The organism is Sphingomonas sp. HF-S4 (assembly GCF_032911445.1).
Classification (GTDB): Bacteria; Pseudomonadota; Alphaproteobacteria; order Sphingomonadales; family Sphingomonadaceae; genus Sphingomonas; species Sphingomonas agrestis.
The window spans coordinates 3,275,044-3,294,751 of record NZ_JAWJEJ010000001.1 but is presented as its reverse complement, the minus strand read 5'-3'; the positions used below and the strand labels follow the sequence as shown (position 1 = coordinate 3,294,751).

Annotated in this window: 14 protein-coding genes and 1 pseudogene; 12 read left to right on the top strand and 3 right to left on the bottom strand. The window is 67.8% G+C overall.

Translation table 11 applies throughout. From position 1 onward, the window contains the following. Nucleotides 1-5: 5 nt before the first annotated feature. The 10 genes from RZN05_RS15075 to RZN05_RS15030 all read left to right on the top strand — a co-directional run bounded on the left by RZN05_RS15075 (nucleotide 6) and on the right by RZN05_RS15030 (nucleotide 14,795). A complete protein-coding gene (locus tag RZN05_RS15075; protein WP_317227388.1) occupies nucleotides 6-1,328 on the top strand; it encodes a dihydroorotase in 1,323 nt (440 codons plus the stop codon). 52 nt (nucleotides 1,329-1,380) lie between these two features. After that, the gene (locus RZN05_RS15070) at nucleotides 1,381-2,172 is read left to right on the top strand and encodes an energy transducer TonB (RefSeq protein WP_317227387.1); all 792 of its coding nucleotides are present in this window, start codon (nucleotides 1,381-1,383) and stop codon (nucleotides 2,170-2,172) included. Nucleotides 2,173-2,445: 273 nt separating this feature from the next. After that, nucleotides 2,446-4,584, top strand: a complete 2,139-nt coding sequence (locus tag RZN05_RS15065; protein ID WP_317227386.1) for a TonB-dependent siderophore receptor — start codon at nucleotides 2,446-2,448, stop codon at nucleotides 4,582-4,584. Next, on the top strand, nucleotides 4,584-6,014 hold the full coding sequence (locus RZN05_RS15060; RefSeq protein WP_317227385.1) for a DUF3526 domain-containing protein: 1,431 nt from the start codon (nucleotides 4,584-4,586) through the stop codon (nucleotides 6,012-6,014). The genes RZN05_RS15065 and RZN05_RS15060 overlap by 1 nt, the downstream gene beginning before the upstream one ends. Beyond that, nucleotides 6,011-7,393, top strand: a complete 1,383-nt coding sequence (locus RZN05_RS15055) for an ABC transporter permease subunit (RefSeq protein WP_317227384.1) — start codon at nucleotides 6,011-6,013, stop codon at nucleotides 7,391-7,393. Before RZN05_RS15060 ends, RZN05_RS15055 begins: the two co-directional genes overlap by 4 nt. 9 nt (nucleotides 7,394-7,402) lie before the next feature. Further along, the gene (locus RZN05_RS15050; protein ID WP_317227383.1) at nucleotides 7,403-8,113 is read left to right on the top strand and encodes an ABC transporter ATP-binding protein; all 711 of its coding nucleotides are present in this window, start codon (nucleotides 7,403-7,405) and stop codon (nucleotides 8,111-8,113) included. A gap of 129 nt (nucleotides 8,114-8,242) precedes the next feature. Next, nucleotides 8,243-10,069: a methyl-accepting chemotaxis protein gene (locus tag RZN05_RS15045; RefSeq protein WP_317227382.1), complete on the top strand. Its 1,827-nt coding sequence runs from the start codon at nucleotides 8,243-8,245 to the stop codon at nucleotides 10,067-10,069. Nucleotides 10,070-10,184: 115 nt separating this feature from the next. Continuing rightward, nucleotides 10,185-11,786, top strand: coding sequence for an alginate export family protein (locus tag RZN05_RS15040; RefSeq protein WP_317227381.1), 1,602 nt, complete (start codon nucleotides 10,185-10,187; stop codon nucleotides 11,784-11,786). Nucleotides 11,787-11,924: 138 nt separating this feature from the next. Next, nucleotides 11,925-14,012, top strand: coding sequence for a TonB-dependent receptor (locus RZN05_RS15035; protein WP_317227380.1), 2,088 nt, complete (start codon nucleotides 11,925-11,927; stop codon nucleotides 14,010-14,012). 24 nt (nucleotides 14,013-14,036) lie between these two features. After that, a complete protein-coding gene (locus tag RZN05_RS15030; RefSeq protein WP_317227379.1) occupies nucleotides 14,037-14,795 on the top strand; it encodes a phosphatase PAP2 family protein in 759 nt (252 codons plus the stop codon). On the opposite strand, the pseudogene RZN05_RS20685 reads toward RZN05_RS15030, so the two are convergent. Together RZN05_RS20685 and galE are read right to left on the bottom strand one after the other, a co-directional pair. After that, nucleotides 14,752-15,023: pseudogene (locus tag RZN05_RS20685) on the bottom strand (type II toxin-antitoxin system RelE/ParE family toxin). The gene RZN05_RS15030 and the pseudogene RZN05_RS20685 overlap by 44 nt on opposite strands. Nucleotides 15,024-15,234: 211 nt before the next feature. Then, nucleotides 15,235-16,233 (bottom strand): UDP-glucose 4-epimerase GalE, encoded by a 999-nt coding sequence (galE, locus tag RZN05_RS15020; protein WP_317227377.1) that lies wholly within the window; start codon nucleotides 16,231-16,233, stop codon nucleotides 15,235-15,237. A gap of 86 nt (nucleotides 16,234-16,319) precedes the next feature. On the opposite strand from galE, the gene msrA reads away from it, so the two are divergent. Beyond that, entirely contained in the window at nucleotides 16,320-16,865 is a 546-nt protein-coding gene (msrA, locus tag RZN05_RS15015; RefSeq protein ID WP_317227376.1) for a peptide-methionine (S)-S-oxide reductase MsrA, read from the top strand. A gap of 145 nt (nucleotides 16,866-17,010) precedes the next feature. Here msrA and RZN05_RS15010 read toward each other — a convergent pair whose 3' ends face one another. After that, nucleotides 17,011-18,024, bottom strand: coding sequence for an L-threonylcarbamoyladenylate synthase (locus RZN05_RS15010; protein ID WP_394804828.1), 1,014 nt, complete (start codon nucleotides 18,022-18,024; stop codon nucleotides 17,011-17,013). 1 nt (nucleotide 18,025) lies between these two features. Between RZN05_RS15010 and RZN05_RS15005 the strand changes: the two genes are divergently transcribed. Beyond that, nucleotides 18,026-19,702 carry an acyl-CoA dehydrogenase gene (locus tag RZN05_RS15005; protein WP_317227374.1) on the top strand — a complete coding sequence of 559 codons (1,677 nt, stop codon included), beginning with the start codon at nucleotides 18,026-18,028 and terminating at the stop codon, nucleotides 19,700-19,702. The last annotated feature ends 6 nt before the right edge of the window (nucleotides 19,703-19,708 follow it).

Sequence of the window (19,708 nt, the reverse complement as noted above, 5' to 3'; positions counted from 1 at the left end):
CAGTGATGACCGTCGATCTCAAGCTTACCGGTGGCCGTGTGCATTTGCCCGGCGGCCCGGCGCAAGTGGATGTCGGAGTGCGCGACGGGCGGATCGTGGCGATCGGCACCGTGGGCGATGCCGGCGAGACGGTGGACTGCACCGGACTCGACGTGCTGCCTGGGGTGATCGACAGCCAGGTCCATTTCCGCGAGCCTGGGCTCGAGGCCAAGGAAGATCTCGAGAGCGGCAGCCGCGCGGCGGTGCTCGGCGGCGTGACTGCCGTATTCGAGATGCCCAACACCAAGCCCAATACCGACAGCGCCGAGGCGATCGAAGACAAGCTGGCGCGCGCCAAGGGGCGGATGTGGTGCGACCACGCTTTCTATGTCGGCGCGACAAATCACAATGCCGCGGCCCTCGCCGAGCTCGAGCGGCTGCCGGGGACGGCGGGGGTCAAGATCTTCATGGGCGCGTCGACCGGCGACCTGCTGGTCTCGGACGATGCCAATCTGGCGCGGGTGCTCGCTTCGGGGCATCGCCGGGTGGCGATCCATGCCGAGGACGAGGACCGGATGAACGCGCGGGCGGACGCGCGCGTGGCGGGCGATCCGTCGTCGCATCCGGTGTGGCGCGACGATGAGAGCGCGATCCTGGCGACGCGGCGCATCCTGCGATTGGCGCGAGAGGCCAAGCGGCGGATCCATGTGCTCCACGTCACCACGCCGGCCGAACTCGAATTGCTCGGACAGCACAAGGACATCGCGACGTGCGAAGTCACGCCCCAGCACCTGACGCTGGCGGGCGAGGACGCCTATCCGCGGCTGGGCACCTATGCGCAGATGAACCCGCCGATCCGGTCGGGCGCGCACCGCGACGGGCTGTGGGAATGGCTGCGCCAGGGCGTACCCGACGTGCTGGGATCGGATCATGCGCCGCACACCCGCGAAGAAAAGGCCAGAGAGTATCCGGCGAGCCCGAGCGGCATGCCCGGCGTGCAGACGCTGCTGCCGCTGATGCTCAACCATGTCGCCGAGGGGCGGCTGACGCTCCAGCGGCTGATCGACCTGACCAGCGCGGGGCCGCATCGGATCTTCGGGATCGCCGGCAAGGGCCGCGTAGCCGTGGGGTATGATGCCGACTTTACGGTGGTCGATCTCAAGGCGCGTTGGACGATCAAGGACGAATGGCTCGCCTCGCGCTGCGGTTGGTCGCCGTTTACGGGCATGACGCTGACAGGCAAGCCGCTGGGGACAATCATCCGCGGCAATCGGGTGATGTGGGACGGGCAGCTTGCCGAGGCGGCGATCGGCGCGCCGGTCCGTTTCGAGTCGGTGGACTTCGGCTAAGGCGCGTGCATCCCTGACGCTGCGCCGCACGTTGCTATGCCGGGTTCGGCAAATGGCGGTTGCGGCAATGGACTATGGAGGATCGACGCGAGGGCAGCGGGCCAGGGGGGCCGCCGTTGCGGCGGGGCTGACCGCGGCGCTCGGCTATGCGCTGGTGCTGGGCCTTGCCCTCAGCCGGGGCGCTCCCCCCGATGAAGCGCTCACGACCTTCGACGTCGGGCCCGAGCCGCCCCCGCCGCCGCGCGAAAAGCTCCAGGAGCATCGAGTGCCTAGCAGCCGGCCCGAAGGCGCAGCCTCGCCGCCCAATATCCGCTCCGAGCCCACCGAAATGGTCGCGCCGATCCCGGTCATTCCCCTGCCGGTTCCGAACCCGGTGATCGCGGCGCCGGTCGCGGGGACGGGCAGCGATCCATCCGCGGGGAGTGCAGACGTACTTGGGCCCGGAACGGGTGCCGGCGGCGAGGGCGACGGGCGCGGTAGCGGTGGCGAGGGGGACGGCAGCGGCGATGGCGGGGCGGAGACACCGCCGCGCTGGGTGCGGGGAGGGCTGAAGGATTCGGACTATCCGGACGGCGCGGCGGAGGCCGGGATCGGCGGCACCGTAGGGGTGCGATATCTGGTGTGGACCGATGGTCGAGTGCGCGACTGCGAAATCACGCGATCGAGCGGCAGCGCTGAGCTGGATGCGACGACGTGCCGGTTGATCGAGGCGCGCTTCCGCTTCCGGCCGTCGCGCGATGCGCGGGGGAGGCCGGTGCCCGCGACGATCGTCGAGAACCATAGCTGGATGATCCGCGCCGAGCCTGCCGAAGCGGCACCCCCGCGGAGGCGTCGCGCTCGCTAGCCCTAATCGCATCGAGCTGGATCGCAATTCGCAATTCCTCGCGCCGCCAGGCATTTCTCGATGCCGGTGCCTGCACAGCCGCTGCAGCGCGATGCACACAAAAGCTTTCTGCATCGATTCATCAGCAGGGCTTTCGAGGCGGAGTAGTTTTCTCGGTTAAATATGCCTTGATTTAAAGGGATTTCGTTGCGGCCGGCAATGAGGCTTGCGCATCCCGCAAACCGACCATATGCGCGATGATATATTGTCACGCGAATCTATATGGGGGTCGTTTTGAAGAACCTATCCGTGCGAACCGGGCTGATGCTCGGCCTGCCCCTGCTTGCCATGCCCGCGCTCGCACAGACCGCCGACAGCGACGCCGCGCACCGCTCCGACATCGTCGTTACCGGCATCCGCGAGGATGACAGCTATGCGCCAGAAAAGGCCGCGGTCGCCGGCAAGACCCCGGCGGCGCTGATCGAAGTCCCGCAGTCGATCAGCGTGGTCACGCGCGCGCAGATCGAGGACCGCAACCTCTTCACCATCGGCGAGGCGCTCCAGCAGGTGACCGGCGTCACGGTGATGCCGTTCGACGGCACCAATCCCGATTACCGCGCGCGCGGCTTCGTGCTCGATTACGCCTATGACGGTGTGCCCTCGACCTTCTCGTCGGGCGTGCCCGAGTTCGACCTGGTGATCTACGAACGGCTCGAAGTGCAGCGTGGGCCGACGGGTCTGTTCCGCGGGTCTGGTTCGCCCGGCGGCACGATCAACCTGATCCGCAAGCGCGGACAAGACCGGTTCGCGGCCTCCACGGCGTTCTCGGCGGGGTCGTGGAACAACTATCGCGGCGAATTCGACATCGGCGGGCCGGTCGATGCGGCCGGGCGGCTGCGGCTGCGCGCGGTTGGCGCGCTGCACGACCGTGATTTCTTCCAGGCCAAGTCGCACACGCGCAAGCTCACGGCCTATAGCGCGCTCGACTTCGATCTGACCTCGACGACGACGATCGGGGCGTCGCTCAGCTATCAGGACACCAAGGCCAATACGCCGATGAACGGCCAGCCGGCCTATGGCCTGCACGCCAATGGGACGCGGCATCCGCTGACCGACCAGTTCCTCGATCTTCCGCGCGATTTCCAGCATCTGCCCAGCAGCAATCGCTTCACCGAGACCACGACCGAATATGCGGGCGAGGTGAAGCAGCAGATCGGCGACTGGTCGGTGGTCGTGCGCGCGCTCCATCGCGATATCCCGCGCGCCTGGGAAGACGCGTTCATCCAGCCCGGCACCGGGGTCGATCCCGACACGCTGACCGCCCATTACGTGAACCGTCGCAGCCGCGGCGTGAACGGCAAGACCGCAGTCGATACCTACGCCACTGGGCCCTTCACGCTGTTCGGGCGCGAGCACGAGCTGGCGGTCGGCTATAGCTGGGACAACCGGACGACCTCGTTCCTCGCGCGCAGCCAGACTTCGGTCGGCCGCTATTCGATCCTCAACCCCGATGCGATCCCGCTCGCGCCGGCGATCTACACCTCGGGCAGCGAGACCGACCTGCAGCAGAGCGGCTTCCACGCCCAGCTTCGGCTGCGACCCTTCGATGGACTCACCGTCGTCGCGGGGGGGCGGATCAGCGACTATACTAATAAGACGCGGGGGATCGCGCCCTCGCCGGTCACCGATTTCGTCGATGGCGCCCGCGCGCGCGGGCAATTCACCCCGAGCATCGGCGCGGTGCTGCATCTGGCCGAGAACGTCACGCTCTACGGCAGCTATTCGGATATCTTCAATCCCCAGACAGCGCTACGCGCCGACGGCACGGTGCTCGATCCGCGCGTGGGCAACCAATATGAGGCCGGGCTCAAGGGCCGCTTCCTGGGGGGCAAGCTCAACGCCAGCGCCGCGGTGTTCCGCAGCAAGGACGAGAACCGCGCGCTCCAGGACACCGCCAATCCCGGCTTCTTCGTCCAGGCCGGCGTGGTCAAGGTCGAAGGTTTGGAGTTGGAAGTCACCGGCAATCCCATCGCCGGGCTAGACCTGGTCGCGAGCTACACCAATGTGAAAACGCAGTTCGAGGTCGGCACTGCGGCGCAGACCGGCGCGGTCTTCGACCTCAACACGCCGCGCCACCAGTATAAATTCTATGCGCGCTACGAACCGGCGGTGCTCGGCGGCGCGTTTGCGGCGGTCAGCGTCAACGGACAGAGCAGCGTGGTGGCCGGCGGCGTGCCCGGCGTCCGCGAGCAGGCGCCGTTCGCGGTGGCCGGTGCGCTGCTCGGCTGGCGGTTCAGCCCCAATGTCTGGGCGTTCGTCAGCGCGAACAACGTGTTCGACAAGGTCTATTTCCAGCGCGTCGGATCGATCAACACGTACAATTTCTACGGCGAGCCGCGGAATTTCCTGCTGACGCTGCGGGCGAACTACTGATGGCCGGGCTCCTGCCCGTCATTGCGGGGCAGCAATGGCGGCTGCTGGTGCGCGACCGCCGGCTCGCGGTGCTGGGGGCGGCATTGCTGCTCGCGCTCGCCGCCGCGGCGATCGCCGCCGCCGCGCTCCACGGCGCGCGCGAAGGCGAACGTCGCCTCGCCCAGGCCGAGGAGGCGCGCGTCTGGGCGGCGCAGGGGCCCGCCCACCCGCACGGCGCCGCGCATTTCGGGCGCTATCTGTTCAAGCCGGTATCGCCGCTGGCGACGATCGACCCGGGGCTGCTGCCCCAGCTCGGTACGTCGCTCAAGCTCGAGGCGCACGCCAACAATCCGGCGCGCAGCCGGGCGATCGACGGCGGCACCGCGCTCGATCGCTTCAGCGGGCTGAGCCCGGCGACGATGCTCCAAATGCTCGCGCCCCTGCTCGTCATCCTGTCGGGCTTCGCCGCCTTTTCGGGCGAGCGCGCGCGCGGACTGCTGCGCCAGGAGCTTGCCGCGGGCGTTGCGCCCACCGCACTGATGGCGGGGCGGCTGGCGGGGCTCGGCGCCACCGTCGCGCTGCTCCCGCTGGTGGCGGGCGTCGCCGGGTCGGCGTCGCTGTGGCTCGCCGGGGGCGCTGCGGCGGATTTCGTTGCCTTGCTGTGGATGCTGCTCGGCTACGGCCTGTATCTCTTCGCCTTCGCCGCGCTGACGCTCGCCGCCTCGGCGGCGTTCGCGTCGGCGCGGACCGCGCTCGTCGTGCTGCTCGGCTTCTGGGCGATGGCGACGCTGTTCGTGCCGCGGATCGCGCCCTCGGCGGCCGAGGCGCTCGCGCCGACGCTGTCGGGACCGGCGTTCGAGGCCGCGGTAACCAAGGCCGTGCTCGAAGGCCCGAGCGGGCACGATCCACGCGACGCCCGGCTCGAACGGCTGCGTCAGGACACGATGAAGCGCTATGGCGTGACGCGGATCGAGGACCTGCCGGTCGATTTCAACGGCGTGTCGCTGTTCCACGGCGAGGCTTTGTCGACCCAGATCTATCGCCGCGAATTCGCCGCGCTCTATGACGGATACGAAAGCCAAGCCGCGATCCAGCGCGGCTTTGCGTTGCTCTCGCCCTTCCAGGCGATCCGGCCCTGGTCGGCGGCGCTGGCGCAGAGCGACCAGCACGCGCATCGCCGCTTCCTCGAACAGGCCGACGGCTTCCGCTACGCGCTGGTCCAGACGCTCAACCGCGCGATCATCCACCGCCCGAAGGACGGCAGCGAAGGCCTGTACCTTGCCGATGTCGCCGCGATCACGCGCGACGCCAAGTTCGCCCCGGCCGCACCGCAGATGCACGAGGCGCTCGACCGGCACTGGATCGACCTGGCGATCCTCGCGCTCTGGTCGGGCTTTGCCACCTTGCTCGCTTTCGCGGCCGCGCGCCGCCTTGGAAAGGCCAGCGCATGACCATCGCCCAACTCGAAGGGATCCGCGCCTGGCGCGATCCGGTGCTGCGCATCGCGTTGGTGCTGTTCGCTTTGCTCGCCTGCTATGCCGCCTTCACCGGTGCGCGTTGGGCGGAGTCGCGCGAGAGCGCGGTGCACCAGGCGGTCGCCGAGGCCGCCGAGATCACGGCCAAGCGGCGCGAGAGTTTCGCAGCGACGCTGGCCAAAGGCGAACAGCCCAATTTCGGGCTGATCTACGCAACCGCGCTGCCGTTCCGCGCCGGTCTGCCGGGCGCGCCGCTCGCCGCGGTCTCGGCGGGACAGGCCGAGGGGTATCCGGCCGCCGCCAGCATCGCGCCGTTCCTCGATCCGTACACGATCTTCGACGCGCATATGGCGGGGCTGGAGAGCCCGTCGGTGCTTGCCGCGGGGCGGTTCGACCTCGCCTTCGTGATCGTCGTGCTCCTGCCGCTGCTGCTGATCGCCGCGACATACGACTTCTGGTCGCGCGACGTCGAGAATGGCAGCGCGCGGTTCCAGCTCGCCCAGCCGGTAACGCCGGGGCAGCTGATTCTTGCGCGCGCGGTCGTCCGCGGCGGCTCGCTGCTGGTGGGAGCCGTGCTGATCGCAGTCGCCGCGCTTCTGCTGACCGGCGCGCGCGATGCCGGCGACCTGGCGCGCTTCGCCGCAGTGGTGCTGGCGTACGGGGCGTTCTGGATCGCGCTCACCAGCCTGATCAACCTGGTCGTCCGCGCCTCGACCACTGCGGCGCTGGCGAGCGGCACGGCATGGCTCGCGATCGTCGTGCTGCTTCCCGGCGCGATCGCCGCGGCGGCGGACCTATCGGCACCGCCGCCATCGGACATGGCGTACACCAACGCGATCCGCACCGCCGGGCTCGAAGTCCGCGCCGCCAACGCCGCCGCCGCGCGCGTCGCCGCGACGGGCGAGCCGCGCAACCTCTACCCCGCATCGCTCTGGCACAGCCGCGGCGAGATCGCCCAGCGAGACGCGCGGCTCGGCCCGATCCACCGCGCCCATGCCGGCCAACGGGATGCGCATCGCGGGCTGGCGGAGGGGCTGCGTTTCCTGTCTCCGGCGGTGATCGCGCAGGACGCGCTCGACCGGATCGCCGGCACCGACGCTACGCGAGCCATCGCCTTCCAGGATCAGGCACGTCAATTCGCCGGCGCGGCGCGGCGGCTCGCCTTCGACTGGATGGACAGCGGTCGTCTGATGACCCTCGCCGACTATGACGGCGGGCTGCCGCGCTTCGCCTTTGCCGAGCCGTCCCGTGCGGCGCCCCTGGCGGCAGACCTGATCGCGCTGCTCCTGCTCACCACCCTGCTGCTCACGCTCGCCGCGCTTCGCCTTCGCGGCGGCGCCGCCAAGCTGCTCTGAGGAAATATCATGCTCGAAGCCGTTGCCCTCACCAAGGATTTCGGAACCTATCGCGCGCTCGATGCGCTCGAACTGCGCGTCGCGCCCGGCGAGATCGTCTGCCTGCTCGGCGCCAATGGCGCGGGCAAGACGACGACGATCAACCTGTTCCTCGGCTTCCTCGAACCGAGTTCAGGGGAGGCGCGCGTCGACGGCGTCGACGTCCGCAGAGATCGCACCGGCACCAAGCGCAAACTGCTGTACGTGCCCGAGCAGATCGCATTGTTCGGCGAGCTGAGCGGGCTCGAGAACCTCGCTTATTTCGCCGCGCTGTCGGGGATCGAGGATCGCTCGCCTGGGCATCTGCGCCAGTGCCTGGCCCAGGCGGGGCTCGCCGAGGCGGCGATGGACCGCCGCGCATCGGGCTATTCGAAGGGGATGCGCCAGAAGGTCGGGATCGCGCTCGCGATCGCCAAGCAGGCACGCGCGCTGCTGCTCGACGAGCCGACTTCGGGCCTCGATCCGCAGGCCTCGGCCGAATTCCACGCGCTGGTCGTGCGCCAGCGCAATGCCGGCGCGGCGGTGCTGATGGTGACGCACGACCTGTTCCGTGCCCGCGAAGTCGGCACGCGGATCGGGCTGATGCGCGAGGGCCGGCTGCGGCGGATGATCGACGCGGCGGACATCACCGCGGTCGAACTGGAGAGCCTCTATTTGGAGGAGATGGGCCGCGCCGCCTAGCTGCCGGGTGCGCCAACCCTACCGGGCTTTCCCTAAGGGAATTCCCCTAGCGCCCGAGGGTCGCGCGCCGAACCCTCTATAATCTTCAGGCAAAGGGTCTGGAGATTGAAGATGGCGCTGCTCGCGCGAATGAATATTGGTAAGCGCATTCTGACGATCGGCGCGGCGTCGCTGCTCGGGCTGCTGCTTGTGCTCGGCCTGTCGGTCAGTCGGCTCGATAGCGCGCTCAACCAGAGCTTCAACGACCGCACCAAGCAGACGCTCGACGTTGCCTACAGCCAGTTCGAACGCTTCGAGGCCGAGGAAAAGGCCGGCCGGATGACTCGCGAGCAGGCCCAGGACGCCGCCAAGGAGGCGATCCGCTCGATGCGCTTCGGCAAGGACGATTACTTCTTCATCCTCGACAACGACCACAACATGATCATGCATCCGGTCAAGCCGGAGAAGGTGGGCAAGAACGTCGCCGACGATACCGACGCCGATGGCAAGCTCCATTATCGCGAGATGATCCAGCGCGCGACCACCGACGGCGCCGGCTTCGTATCGTATAATTTCAAGCTGCCCGACGGTTCGGGCGCAAAGCCGAAGGTTTCCTATGTTCGCGGCTTCAAGCCGTGGCGCTGGGTGATCGCGACCGGGGTGTACAATTCGGAGATCCAGGCGGCGGTCAACGACGCGGCGATGCGTCTGGGCGCGGTCGTGCTGTTCGTGCTGCTCGGGCTCGCCGCGCTGATCCTGGTGATCAGCCGCTCGATCACTGCGCCGCTGGGCCGGATCACCACCCGGATGCGCAGCCTTGCCGAGGGCGATACGCGCGCCGAAATCCCCGGTGCCGAGCGCCGCGACGAGATCGGCCAGATGGCCGGCGCGCTCCAGATCTTCCGCGACAATGCGATCGCGAAGGATGCTGCCGAGGCCGCCAAGGCGCAGTCCGATGCCGACCAGGCCGCGATCGTCAGCTTGCTCAGCGAGCGGCTCGAGGCGTTGTCGCAGGGCGACCTGACCGGCACGATCACCAATGCGGTGCCCGCCACCTACGAATCGCTGCGCGGCAACTTCAACACCGCGCTCGGCAACCTGCGCGAGCTGATCGCGGCGCTGGCGAACGCCTCGCACAGCATCGAGAGCGGATCGAGCGAGATCGCCGCGGCTTCGGACGACCTTGCCCGCCGCACCGAGAGCAACGCCGCGAGCCTCGAGGAAACCTCGGCCGCGCTGTCGCAGATGAACGCCCGGTTGAAGTCGGGCACCGAGATGGCCGACCAGACCGTCGGCCACGCGCAGCAGGCGATCGGCATCGTCGGCACCGGCCGCGCCACCGCCGAGGAAGCCACCGCCGCGATGGACCGCGTTTCGGGCAGCGCGCAGGGCATCGACGACGTCATCGAGGGTCTCGACAAGATCGCCTTCCAGACGCGCGTGCTCGCGATGAACGCCGCGGTCGAGGCCGGCCGCGCCGGTGAGGCCGGCCGTGGCTTCGCGGTGGTCGCCGACCTGGTCTCGGCGCTTGCAATGCGTGCCGAGGAAGAGGCCAAGCGCGCACGCGAGCAGCTTTCGACCACCCAGACCGAGATCCGCACCGCAGTGAGCGCGGTGCAGAAGGTCGACGCCGCGCTTGCCGAAATCACCGGCAGCGTCGAGCAGGTTCACCAGTTCGTCGAGACGATGGCCAACGACAATCGTGCCCAGTCGGCGACGATCGGCGAGATCGCCACCGCGGTGAACGTGATGGACCAGTCGACCCAGCAGAACGCCGCGATGGTCGAGCAGACCTCGGCAGCCGCGCGCAACCTCGCGAGCGAGGTCACGGCGCTCACGCACCAGTCGGCTCGCTTCAACGTCGGCACCGCGCCAGCCAAGCGCGCCGCGCCCGCCACGGCACCGGCACCGGCACCGGCACCGCAGCGCACGCGCGCCGCGTCCAGCCCGGCCCAGGCCGAGTGGGCGAGCTTCTAACCACCGTACCACCGCGCCCCGACCAGGGACGGAGCGCTCCTCAACCCCAACCCGCAGGACCGGACGCGCCGTTCTCGGCGCGCACCGTGCCTGTTGTCCTCAAACTGGAAGAACAATGTTCCGTCCCGACATTCGTCTCGCCCTCGGCACCTCGCTGCTGGCGCTTACTGCCGTTCCCGCCGCCGCCCAGACGCTGACACCGGTTTCGACCGGTCTCGCGCCGCTGAACGACGAACTCCGCGTCGTCGCGGCCTATACCGGTCCGAGCGATCCGCGCGCCAAGCAGGACCTGCCGCCGCCGCGTCCCGGCGTCCCGCCCAGCGAAGCTGCACAGGAGCGCGCGCCCGCCAACCCCGCCTCGCGCACCTATCCGCGACAGGCCGATGGTCACGGCGTCAAGCTCGGCGGCTACAACATGTCGCGCTGGGCCGAGGACTGGCGGATCATGCGCGATCCCAAGAAGCGCGACGATTTCCTCGACCGGCTGAAGTACCTGCCGATCGACGATAGCGGCGACATCTATCTGACGCTGTCGGGCGAAATCCGCCTGCGCTCGGACTATTATTCGAATCCCGGCATGGTCGATTCGGAATATCGCCGCGAGGACAAGATCCGCCTGGTCGGCGGCGCCGATCTGCATGTCGGCCCGCTGCGCTTCTATGGCGAGCTCGTCCATGGCGGCCTCGCTGGCCACAATTACGGCACCCCGACCGCCAAGTTCCGCAACGACCTGATCACCCAGCAGGCCTTTGTCGAGGCCGGGGAGACGGTCGGCCCGGTGACGCTCGGCGTGCGCTATGGCCGCCAGGAATTCACCGACGGCTCGTCGCACCTCGTCCAGCAGAAGGACAATCTCTCGGTCCGCACCGTCGAGCAGGGCGTGCGCGGCTGGGCCCAGCTCGCCAATGTGCGCGTCGACCTGTTCGACTTCGAGCACGTCAAGATCGGCACAGAAGGGCTGAGCGACGACATCTCCGATCCCGCGACGCGCTTTTCGGGCGTCACTGCCGGCGTCGTGCTGGCTGACGACAAGACCCACAAGCTCTTCCTCGATCCCTTCGTCTGGCGCGAGCGCAACGACAAGCAGCGCTGGGGCAGCGTCACTGCGCGCGAAATCCGCAATTATTACGGTGCGCGCCTGTGGGGCAGTTACGACGCCCTGACGCTCGACTGGACGGTCGTGCACCAGGGCGGCGACTTCAACGGACGCCCGATCGACGCGTGGGGCGCCTTCATCGCGCAGACCTATGTCCTCGACAAGAAGGGCTGGATGCCCAAGATCGGCGTGCACTTCGATTACGGCAGTGGCGGCGGCAGCTACGGCACCGGCACCATCCACAACGCCCGGCCGGTCACTGCGGGCAGCGTCGCCTACAGCTATCAGGCTGCGCTGCTCACGACCAACCTGTTCCAGGCCTCGCCCAACTTCACGGTTTCGCCGATCAAGACCCTCGACGTCACCATCGAGTATCAGCGCAGCTGGCGCCCGAACGAGAACGACGCGATCTACCGCGGCGCGGGCACTGCCTATGCCGGCACGCAACTGCTCGACGGCCACCATACCGCCGACACGGTGCACCTCCAGGCGAGCTGGAAGATCACGCCGCGGCTCTCGCTGACCGGACGCTGGGAATATTTCGCCGCCGGTGAGGTACTCCAGACGGCTGGCTTCTCCGACTCGCATTATTTCGGCAGCTGGCTCAACTACCGCTTCTGATTTGATGCCACCTCCCCCGCTCGGGCGAGCGGGGGAGGTGCTGATTTCGCTGCCTTCCAAACCAGCAACAAAATATCTTGATACCTTATATCATCTCCGTTACCGCAGCGCAGCACGTTCCTTAGTTCGGGATATCCCATGCTGCGTACCCTGTTGCTCGCATCCGCCACGTTGATCGCCTTCCCGGCATACGCCAACGACACTGCCCCCAATCCCGCCGCGCCCGCGCCAGTCGCGCAGGATCACGACCAGCCCAACCAGGAAATCGTCGTTACCGGCACGCGCGCCCGCGCCACGGCCGACGTACTCGGCGGCACCGCGATCCTCGCCTCCGAGGAACTGACTCGCGAGCTGCGTCCGACGATCGGCGAGACGCTTGCGCGGCAGCCTGGCGTATCAGCGACTTCGTTCGGTCCCAATGCCTCGCGTCCGGTGCTGCGCGGCTTCACCGGCGATCGCGCGCGGCTGCTGATCGACGGCGTCGGCAGCATCGACGTGTCGAACACCTCGGCCGATCACGCGGCGATCATCAACCCGCTCACTGCCGATCGCATCGAAGTGCTGCGGGGCCCATCTGCACTGCTGTTCAGCCCGTCGTCGATCGGCGGCGTAGTCAACGTGATCGACAGCCGCATCCCGCGCCACTTGCCCGAGAGCCCGCTCCATGCCGACGGCATCGCCAGCTATGGCAGCGCAGCCGACGAGCGCTCGGTCTCGGGCGCGGTCGACGTGCCCGTCGCGGGCAAGCTCGTCGTCCATGCCGATGGCAGCTACACCAAGACCGGCGACCTGCGCAGCGGCGGCTATGTCCTCACGCCCGCGTTGCGCGCCCAGGCCGCAGCCAGCGCCGAGCCCGAGATCCAGGAACTCGCCGACCTCAAGGGCGAAGTGCCCAACACCGCGGCGCGCACCTGGGACATTGCCGGTGGCGCGGCGATCGTCGACGATCGCGGCAGCCTAGGCTTCTCGGTGTCGCGCTATGACAGCCTCTATGGGGTTCCGATCCGCTATTCGCTCGATCCGTCGATCGAGGCCGAGGCGGTCCGCCTCCACGCCAAGCAGACGCGCTTCGACGTCCACGGCGACATCCTCACGGAAATCGTCGGCATCCATCAGATACGCATGCGCCTTGCCGCGGCAGATTATCGCCACAGCGAGATCGAGGACACCGGCGAAGTCGGCACCACCTTCTACAGCCAGGGACTCGAGGGCCGGCTCGAGCTGGTCCAGGAAACGCACGGACAATGGGAAGGCGTCACCGGCGGGCAGTTCTCGACGCGCAACACCCGCATCGTCGGCGAGGAGAAATTCCTACCGCGCACCGAGAGCAACCAATACGGCCTGTTCACGCTCCAGTCGCTCGACTTCGGGGCGCTCAAGGCCGAGGCGGCGTTGCGCTACGAGCATAACGACCTGCATGCGCAGGCCGACGCCGATATCGGCAATCCGCAATACGACCGCAGCTTCGACAGCGTCTCGGCCTCGCTCGGCGCGAGCTATGCGCTTGCCGAGCATCTGCGCTTCGGCGTCAACGTCTCACGCAGCGAGCGCGCGCCGACGCAGGAGGAACTGTTCGCCAACGGCCCGCACGCGGGCACCCAGGCGTTCGAAGTCGGCAACCCCGATTTCACGACCGAAAAGGCCTGGGGGATCGAAGGCACGCTCAAGGGCTCGGGCGATGGCTGGAGCCTGTCGGCCGCGGCGCATTACAGCTGGTTCACCGACTATATCTACGATGCCCCCACCGGCGCGATCGAAGACGATTTGCCGGTATTCCAGTACAACCAGGCCGATGCCCGCTATTACGGCTTCGAGGTCCAGGGCTCGGCGCGCCTGGCGCAACTGGGCGGCTTCGCGATCAACGCCGACGCGCTTGCCGACTACGTCCATGCCGAGCTGGTCGACGAGGGCCCGGTCCCGCGCATCCCGCCGCTCCGCCTGATGGGCGGGCTCGAAGCGCAGTCGGATGCGATCACCGCTCGCGCCGAAGTCGAGCACAGCTTCAAGCAGGATCGCGTCACCGATTTCGAGACGCCGACCAGCGGCTTCACTTTGGTCAACGCGTCGATCGCCTGGAAGCCGTTCGGCGCGGGCTCGAACACGAGCCTGTTGCTTTCGGCGAACAACATCTTCGACGTCGAGGCACGCCGGCACACCAGCGTGCTCAAGGACTATGCCCCACTCGCGGGCCGCGATTTCCGCGCGACGCTGCGCGTGCAACTCTAACGCGATTGGGCCATTGGGGGATGGATGGAACGTCCGTCCCCCGACACGATCGTCGCGCTCCGCGACGAGAGCCGCGCCTCGCGCCGCATCCCCTGGCCAATCGTCGTCCTCGCCGCGATGGCGATTCTGCTCGGCCTGGTCTGGTTCGGCCATGAGATCCGGGAGGGCGAGGCCGCCGAGTTCGACCGTGCGATCATCCTCGCGCTGCGCGTCCCCGGCCATCCCGAACTGCCGATCGGCCCACACTGGCTGCCTTCCGCGGTGCGCGACATCACTGCGCTCGGCAGTTCGACGGTGCTGACTCTCGTCGTCATCGTCACTGCCAGCTTCCTCGCGCTGCGCGGCCGCTTCCGCCAGGCGCTGCTCGTTATCGGCGCGACGGCGCTCGGCGGGCTCGCGGTAACGGTGATCAAGGTGCTGATCGCCCGCGCCCGCCCCGACATCGTCCAGCAACTGATGGACGAGGCCTCGCACAGCTTCCCCAGCGGCCACGCCGCCAACAGCGCGATCGTCTACCTCACGCTGGCGACGCTGCTCTTCCCCGTGGTGCGCGACTGGCGGATGCGCGGCTTCGTGCTGGCGGTGGCGATGCTGCTGGTCGGGCTGATCGGGGTGAGCCGCATCTATCTCGGCGTCCACTGGCCCAGCGACGTCCTAGCCGGCTGGGCGTTCGGCAGCTGCTGGGCGCTGCTGTGGTGGGGGCTGGAGTTGCGTATCTTCGCGCGAAACCAACCGCCGACTAGTCCGGCCGGCGCGCGCCGTGTTTTACCGTCAGGATCATGACATCCTCTCCGGCGACAGGATATCGAATTACATAGGGCGGCACAGACGGCAGCTCACGCCGTTTATGCGAGCCGGGACGACCGCGGTTGGGAAAAGCTTCGAGGCTATCTCCAGCGGCTACCAATGTGTTGACTATGCGCGTGCTGCAACAGGATCGAACTGCCTAATATAGCTCTGGATTAGGTCGAGATCCCGCAGCGCCTGCGGGCTCCAGATTACTCGAGCCATTCACGTGGCATTGGAGTCTCTTCCGGGTCTCGAGTTTCCTTGCCCACGCGCGAACCTTGTCATGCGGAACCCCGCGCCCAGCTACAATCTCGGCGTCAGCCTGCGCATCGCGCAGCGCGTCCCATTCGTCCTCGGTCATGCCGGGGGCGGAAGCAGCGGGTGGCGCGGCGCGACGTTCACCTGCCCGATATAGCAGGCATCGGCGGCGGCGTCAGCCCTGGCGCTCGGCCAGCGAGCGTTCCCACGCCAGCGCGTCCTTGACGATGCCTTCGAGATCGTCGTGCTTGGGTCGCCATGGCAGCGTGCTCAGGATCTTGCTGTTGTCCGCCACCAGCGCGTCGGGATCGCCGGCACGACGGCCTTCGAGCTTCCGCTCGATCGTCCGGTTGGTCACCCGATCGACCGCGTCGAGCACCTGGAGCACCGAAAAGCCCCGGCCATAGCCCGCGTTCATCGTGTGGCTCTCCTGCGGCCGTGCAATCAGCAGGTCGAGCGCGTCGACATGCGCCGCGGCGAGATCGGTGACGTGGATGTAATCGCGCACCCCGGTGCCGTCCTCGGTGGCGAAGTCGGTTCCAAACACCGACACCGACGATCGCTTGCCCGTCGCCGCCTCGGCAGCAATTTTGATCAGGTGCGTCGCCCCTGCGGTCGACTGGCCCGAGCGGCCCTGCGGATCGGCGCCGGCGACGTTGAAATAGCGCAAGGCCGCGTAATTGATCGGATGCGCCGCGGCGACGTCGCGCAGCATGAACTCGGTCATCAGCTTGGACATGCCATAGGGGTTGATCGGCACCTTGGGGCTGTCCTCGGACACAGGCACCTTCTCCGGGATGCCGTAGGTTGCCGCGGTCGATGAGAAGATGAAATGCTTCACCCCCGACGCCACCGCGCTCTCGATCAGCGAGCGGCTCGCAACGGTGTTGTTGCGGTAATATCTGAGCGGGTCGCTCACCGACTCCGGCACCACCACCGATCCTGCGAAATGCATTACCGCGATGACGCCTTCGTCGCGCATCGTCGCGCGGATCCTGGCCTCGTCCTCGATATTGGCGACGACCAGCTTGGCGCGCTTGTCGACGGCCCAGTCGAACCCGGTGACGAGGTTGTCGACCACGACGACCTTCCACCCCGCGTCGAGCAGCGCGAGCACCGCGTGGCTGCCGATATAGCCCGCACCGCCCGTCACCAGCACTGTACCGTCGCGCATTCGGATCTCCTTTGTCGCGCCTCGCCTAGAGGGGCGATTGCGCTGCGCCAACCCCCACCTATCTTGGGCGCGACAAGGAGAATGAAATGACAGTCGAAACCGCGACGCTCGCCGGCGGATGCTTCTGGTGCACCGAGGCGGTGTTCAACGACGTGATTGGAGTCAGCAAGGTCGAGAGCGGCTATATCGGCGGCAACGTGCCCAACCCGACCTACAAGCAGGTCTGCGGCGGCGACACCGGCCATGCCGAGGCGATCCGGGTGACCTACGAGACCGATCAGATCAGCACCGCCGAGCTGTTCGACATCTTCCTCGCGACGCACGACCCGACCCAGCTCAATCGCCAGGGCAACGATGTCGGCACGCAGTATCGCTCGGCGTTCTTTCCGCATTCGGACGAACAGAAGGCCGAGGCCGAAGCCGCGATCGCGCGCGCATCGGCGGATTGGCCGGCACCGATCGTCACCACGATCGAGCCCCTGTCGGACTGGTATCCGGCGGAAGACTATCATCAGGAATATTGGCAGGGCGAAGGCCAGCGGAACCCGTATTGCCTCGCAGTGATCCCGCCCAAGCTGCGGAAGCTCCGGAAAAGCTTCGCGGCGAAGGCCAAGGAAGGGGCGGCGGCCTGACCTTTTCCCCTCCCTGCAAGGGAGGGGTCAGGGGTGGGTTAGAAAAGGTCGGGCTCGATGCCCGGCCTTTTCTTTACTCCCTGCAACTCGTTGGGCTCGCTTCGCTCGCACCCACCCCCAGCCCCTCCCTTGCAGGGAGGGGAGCTCAGCGCGGAAATGCCGCCCGCTTGAGCCGGTCGTTGATCGCAACGCCAATGCCCGTCTCGGGCACCGGCGCCACCGCGATCGCCACCGCTTCCGACGCATCCGCGCGGTGCAGCGCATCGAACAGGTTCGCCGCGGCTTCGACCAGGTCGCCGCGAATCGACAGCGTATCGTCGCCCGGCACTGCGCCGAAGCCGATCAGCCATTCGCCGTCCTGCCGGATCGTCGCATGCAGGCGCAGCGGCTTGCCAGGCGCATAATGGCTGTCGAGCTGACCGGGCGCAGTGATCCCCTCCTTGTTCCCCGGCGAAGGCCGGGGCCCAGTCTCGGGCTGCATCGTGACTGTTCCCCGGCCTTCGCCGGGGAACAGGTCGGCCCAAGTCAACGGGCCAGGCCGAAGGATTTCTCGGCCACGTACGATCGTCGACTCGATCCCCGCAGACGTCGGTCCGTCGTCGATCACCAGCGGGATCCGCCCCGCCAGGCTCGCCGCGACATGCGCCGCCCGGGTCGGAGAGATGCCTCCGCTGGCATTGGCCGAAGGTGCCGCCAGTGGCACGCCGCTCGCATCGAGCAGCGCCTGCATCGCGCGGTGATCGGGCACGCGGATCGCGATCGTCTCCAGCCCCGCGGTCACCAGCGACGAAATCCCCGCCTCGCGTCTTACCGGCAGCACCAGCGTCAGCGGCCCCGGCCAGAAGCGCTCCGCCAGCCGCCGCGCGGCATCGTCGAACACCGCGATGATCTCTGCCGCCTCGAGATCGGGGACATGCACGATCAGCGGGTTGAAGCTCGGCCGCCCTTTGGCCTGGTAGATCCGCGCGACGGCCTGCGAATCGGTTGCGTCGGCGGCGAGTCCATACACCGTCTCAGTGGGCACCGCGACGCAATCACCGCTCCGAATCAGCGCGGCGGCTTCGGCGATGGCGGCCTCGCCGTAGGGTAAGATGCGGGGATTTGTCGGGCTCACGCGAGGGGGGCTATAGCGCAGGAAACAGGACGACAAGAGAGGCATCATGTTCACCCCCGCCACCGCCGAGCAGCGCTTCGTGCTGGAGCATATCGTCCGCCTCGCGGAAATCAGCCCCGAGGCGGGCGAGATGATGGACCCGGTGCTCGAAGGTGCGGGAGAATTCGCCGCGGGCGAATGGGCACCCCTCGAACGGCTGGGCGATACCGAGGGCCCCAAATGGACCGAGGATGGCGTCAGGATGCCCGCGGGCTACGCCGAGGCGTACAAGGCCTATGTCGAGGGCGGCTGGGGCACGATCGGATCCCCCGAGGCCTTTGGCGGGCAGGGCCTTCCGGTCAGCCTGTCGATCGCCGTGCTCGAGACGCTCGGCACCGCCAATATGGGGTTTGCGCTCGCGCCAATCCTCACCGTCGGCGCGATCGAGGCGCTGGCGCATCACGGCACGCCCGAGCAGCAGGCGCTGTATCTCCCCAAGCTCGCGACCGGCGAGTGGACCGGTACGATGAACCTCACCGAGCCGCAGGCGGGCAGCGATGTCGGCGCGCTCAAGTCCAAGGCCGAGCCGGTCGGCGACGGCACGTACCGGATCAAGGGCACTAAGATCTTCATCAGCTTCGGCGACCACGACATGGCCGACAACATCGTCCACCTCGTCCTCGCGCGCACGCCAGACGCACCCGCGGGCACCAAGGGGCTTTCGCTGTTCCTCGTCCCCAAGGTCCGGGCCGACGGGACCTTCAACGACGTCCGCGTCGTCTCGATCGAGCACAAGATGGGGCTCCACGCCTCGCCGACCTGCGTGCTGAGCTTCGGCGATCACGACGATTGCATCGGCGAGCTGATCGGCGGCGAAATGGGCGGCATCCGCGCGATGTTCACGATGATGAACAATGCGCGATTGAATGTCGGCCTCCAGGGCGTCCAGGTCGCGGAGCGCGCCACCCAGCGCGCAGTCGGCTATGCCCGCGAACGCGTCCAGGGCGTTCGCGCCGGCGCACCTGCCGCAATCGTCGAGCATCCCGACGTCCGCCGCATGCTGCTGCGCATGAAGGCGCAGACTCAGGCGGCGCGCGCATTGGTCTATTACGCCTTTGGCCAGCTCGACCGCGGCCATGCCGGCGACGCCGCGGCCAACGCGCGAGTCGAGCTGCTCACCCCACTCGCCAAGGCGCACGGTACCGATCTCGGCAACGAAGTCGCGTCGCTCGGCGTCCAAGTCCACGGCGGGATGGGCTATATCGAGGAGACCGGCGCCGCCCAGCATTTCCGCGACGCGCGCATCACGCCGATCTACGAAGGCACCAACGGCATCCAGGCCGCCGATCTGGTCGGGCGGAAGCTGAGCATGGACAATGGCGGCACGCTGTTCGGCCTGCTCTCGGAAATGCGCGGCGACGCCGAGGATGGCGAACTGCTCCGGCTGATCGATGCATGCGAGGAAGTCGGGCGCACCCTGCTGTCGGCAGAGACCGACGACCGCCTCGCCGCGAGCTACCCATTCCTGACGATGCTCTCGGTCGCGGTATGCGGCTGGCTGATGGAGGAAAGCGGCCGCATCGCCGCCCGAAGCGAAGTCGATCCGACGTTCCTCAAGATGAAGGCAGCGGCGACGCGCTTCTATGTCGAGCAGATCGTTCCGGAGGCGATGGGGTTGAAGGCGGCTGCGATGGCCAAGGCGGATGTGCTGTACGCGATCGATGCCGAGGCGTTCGCCGCCTGACCCACC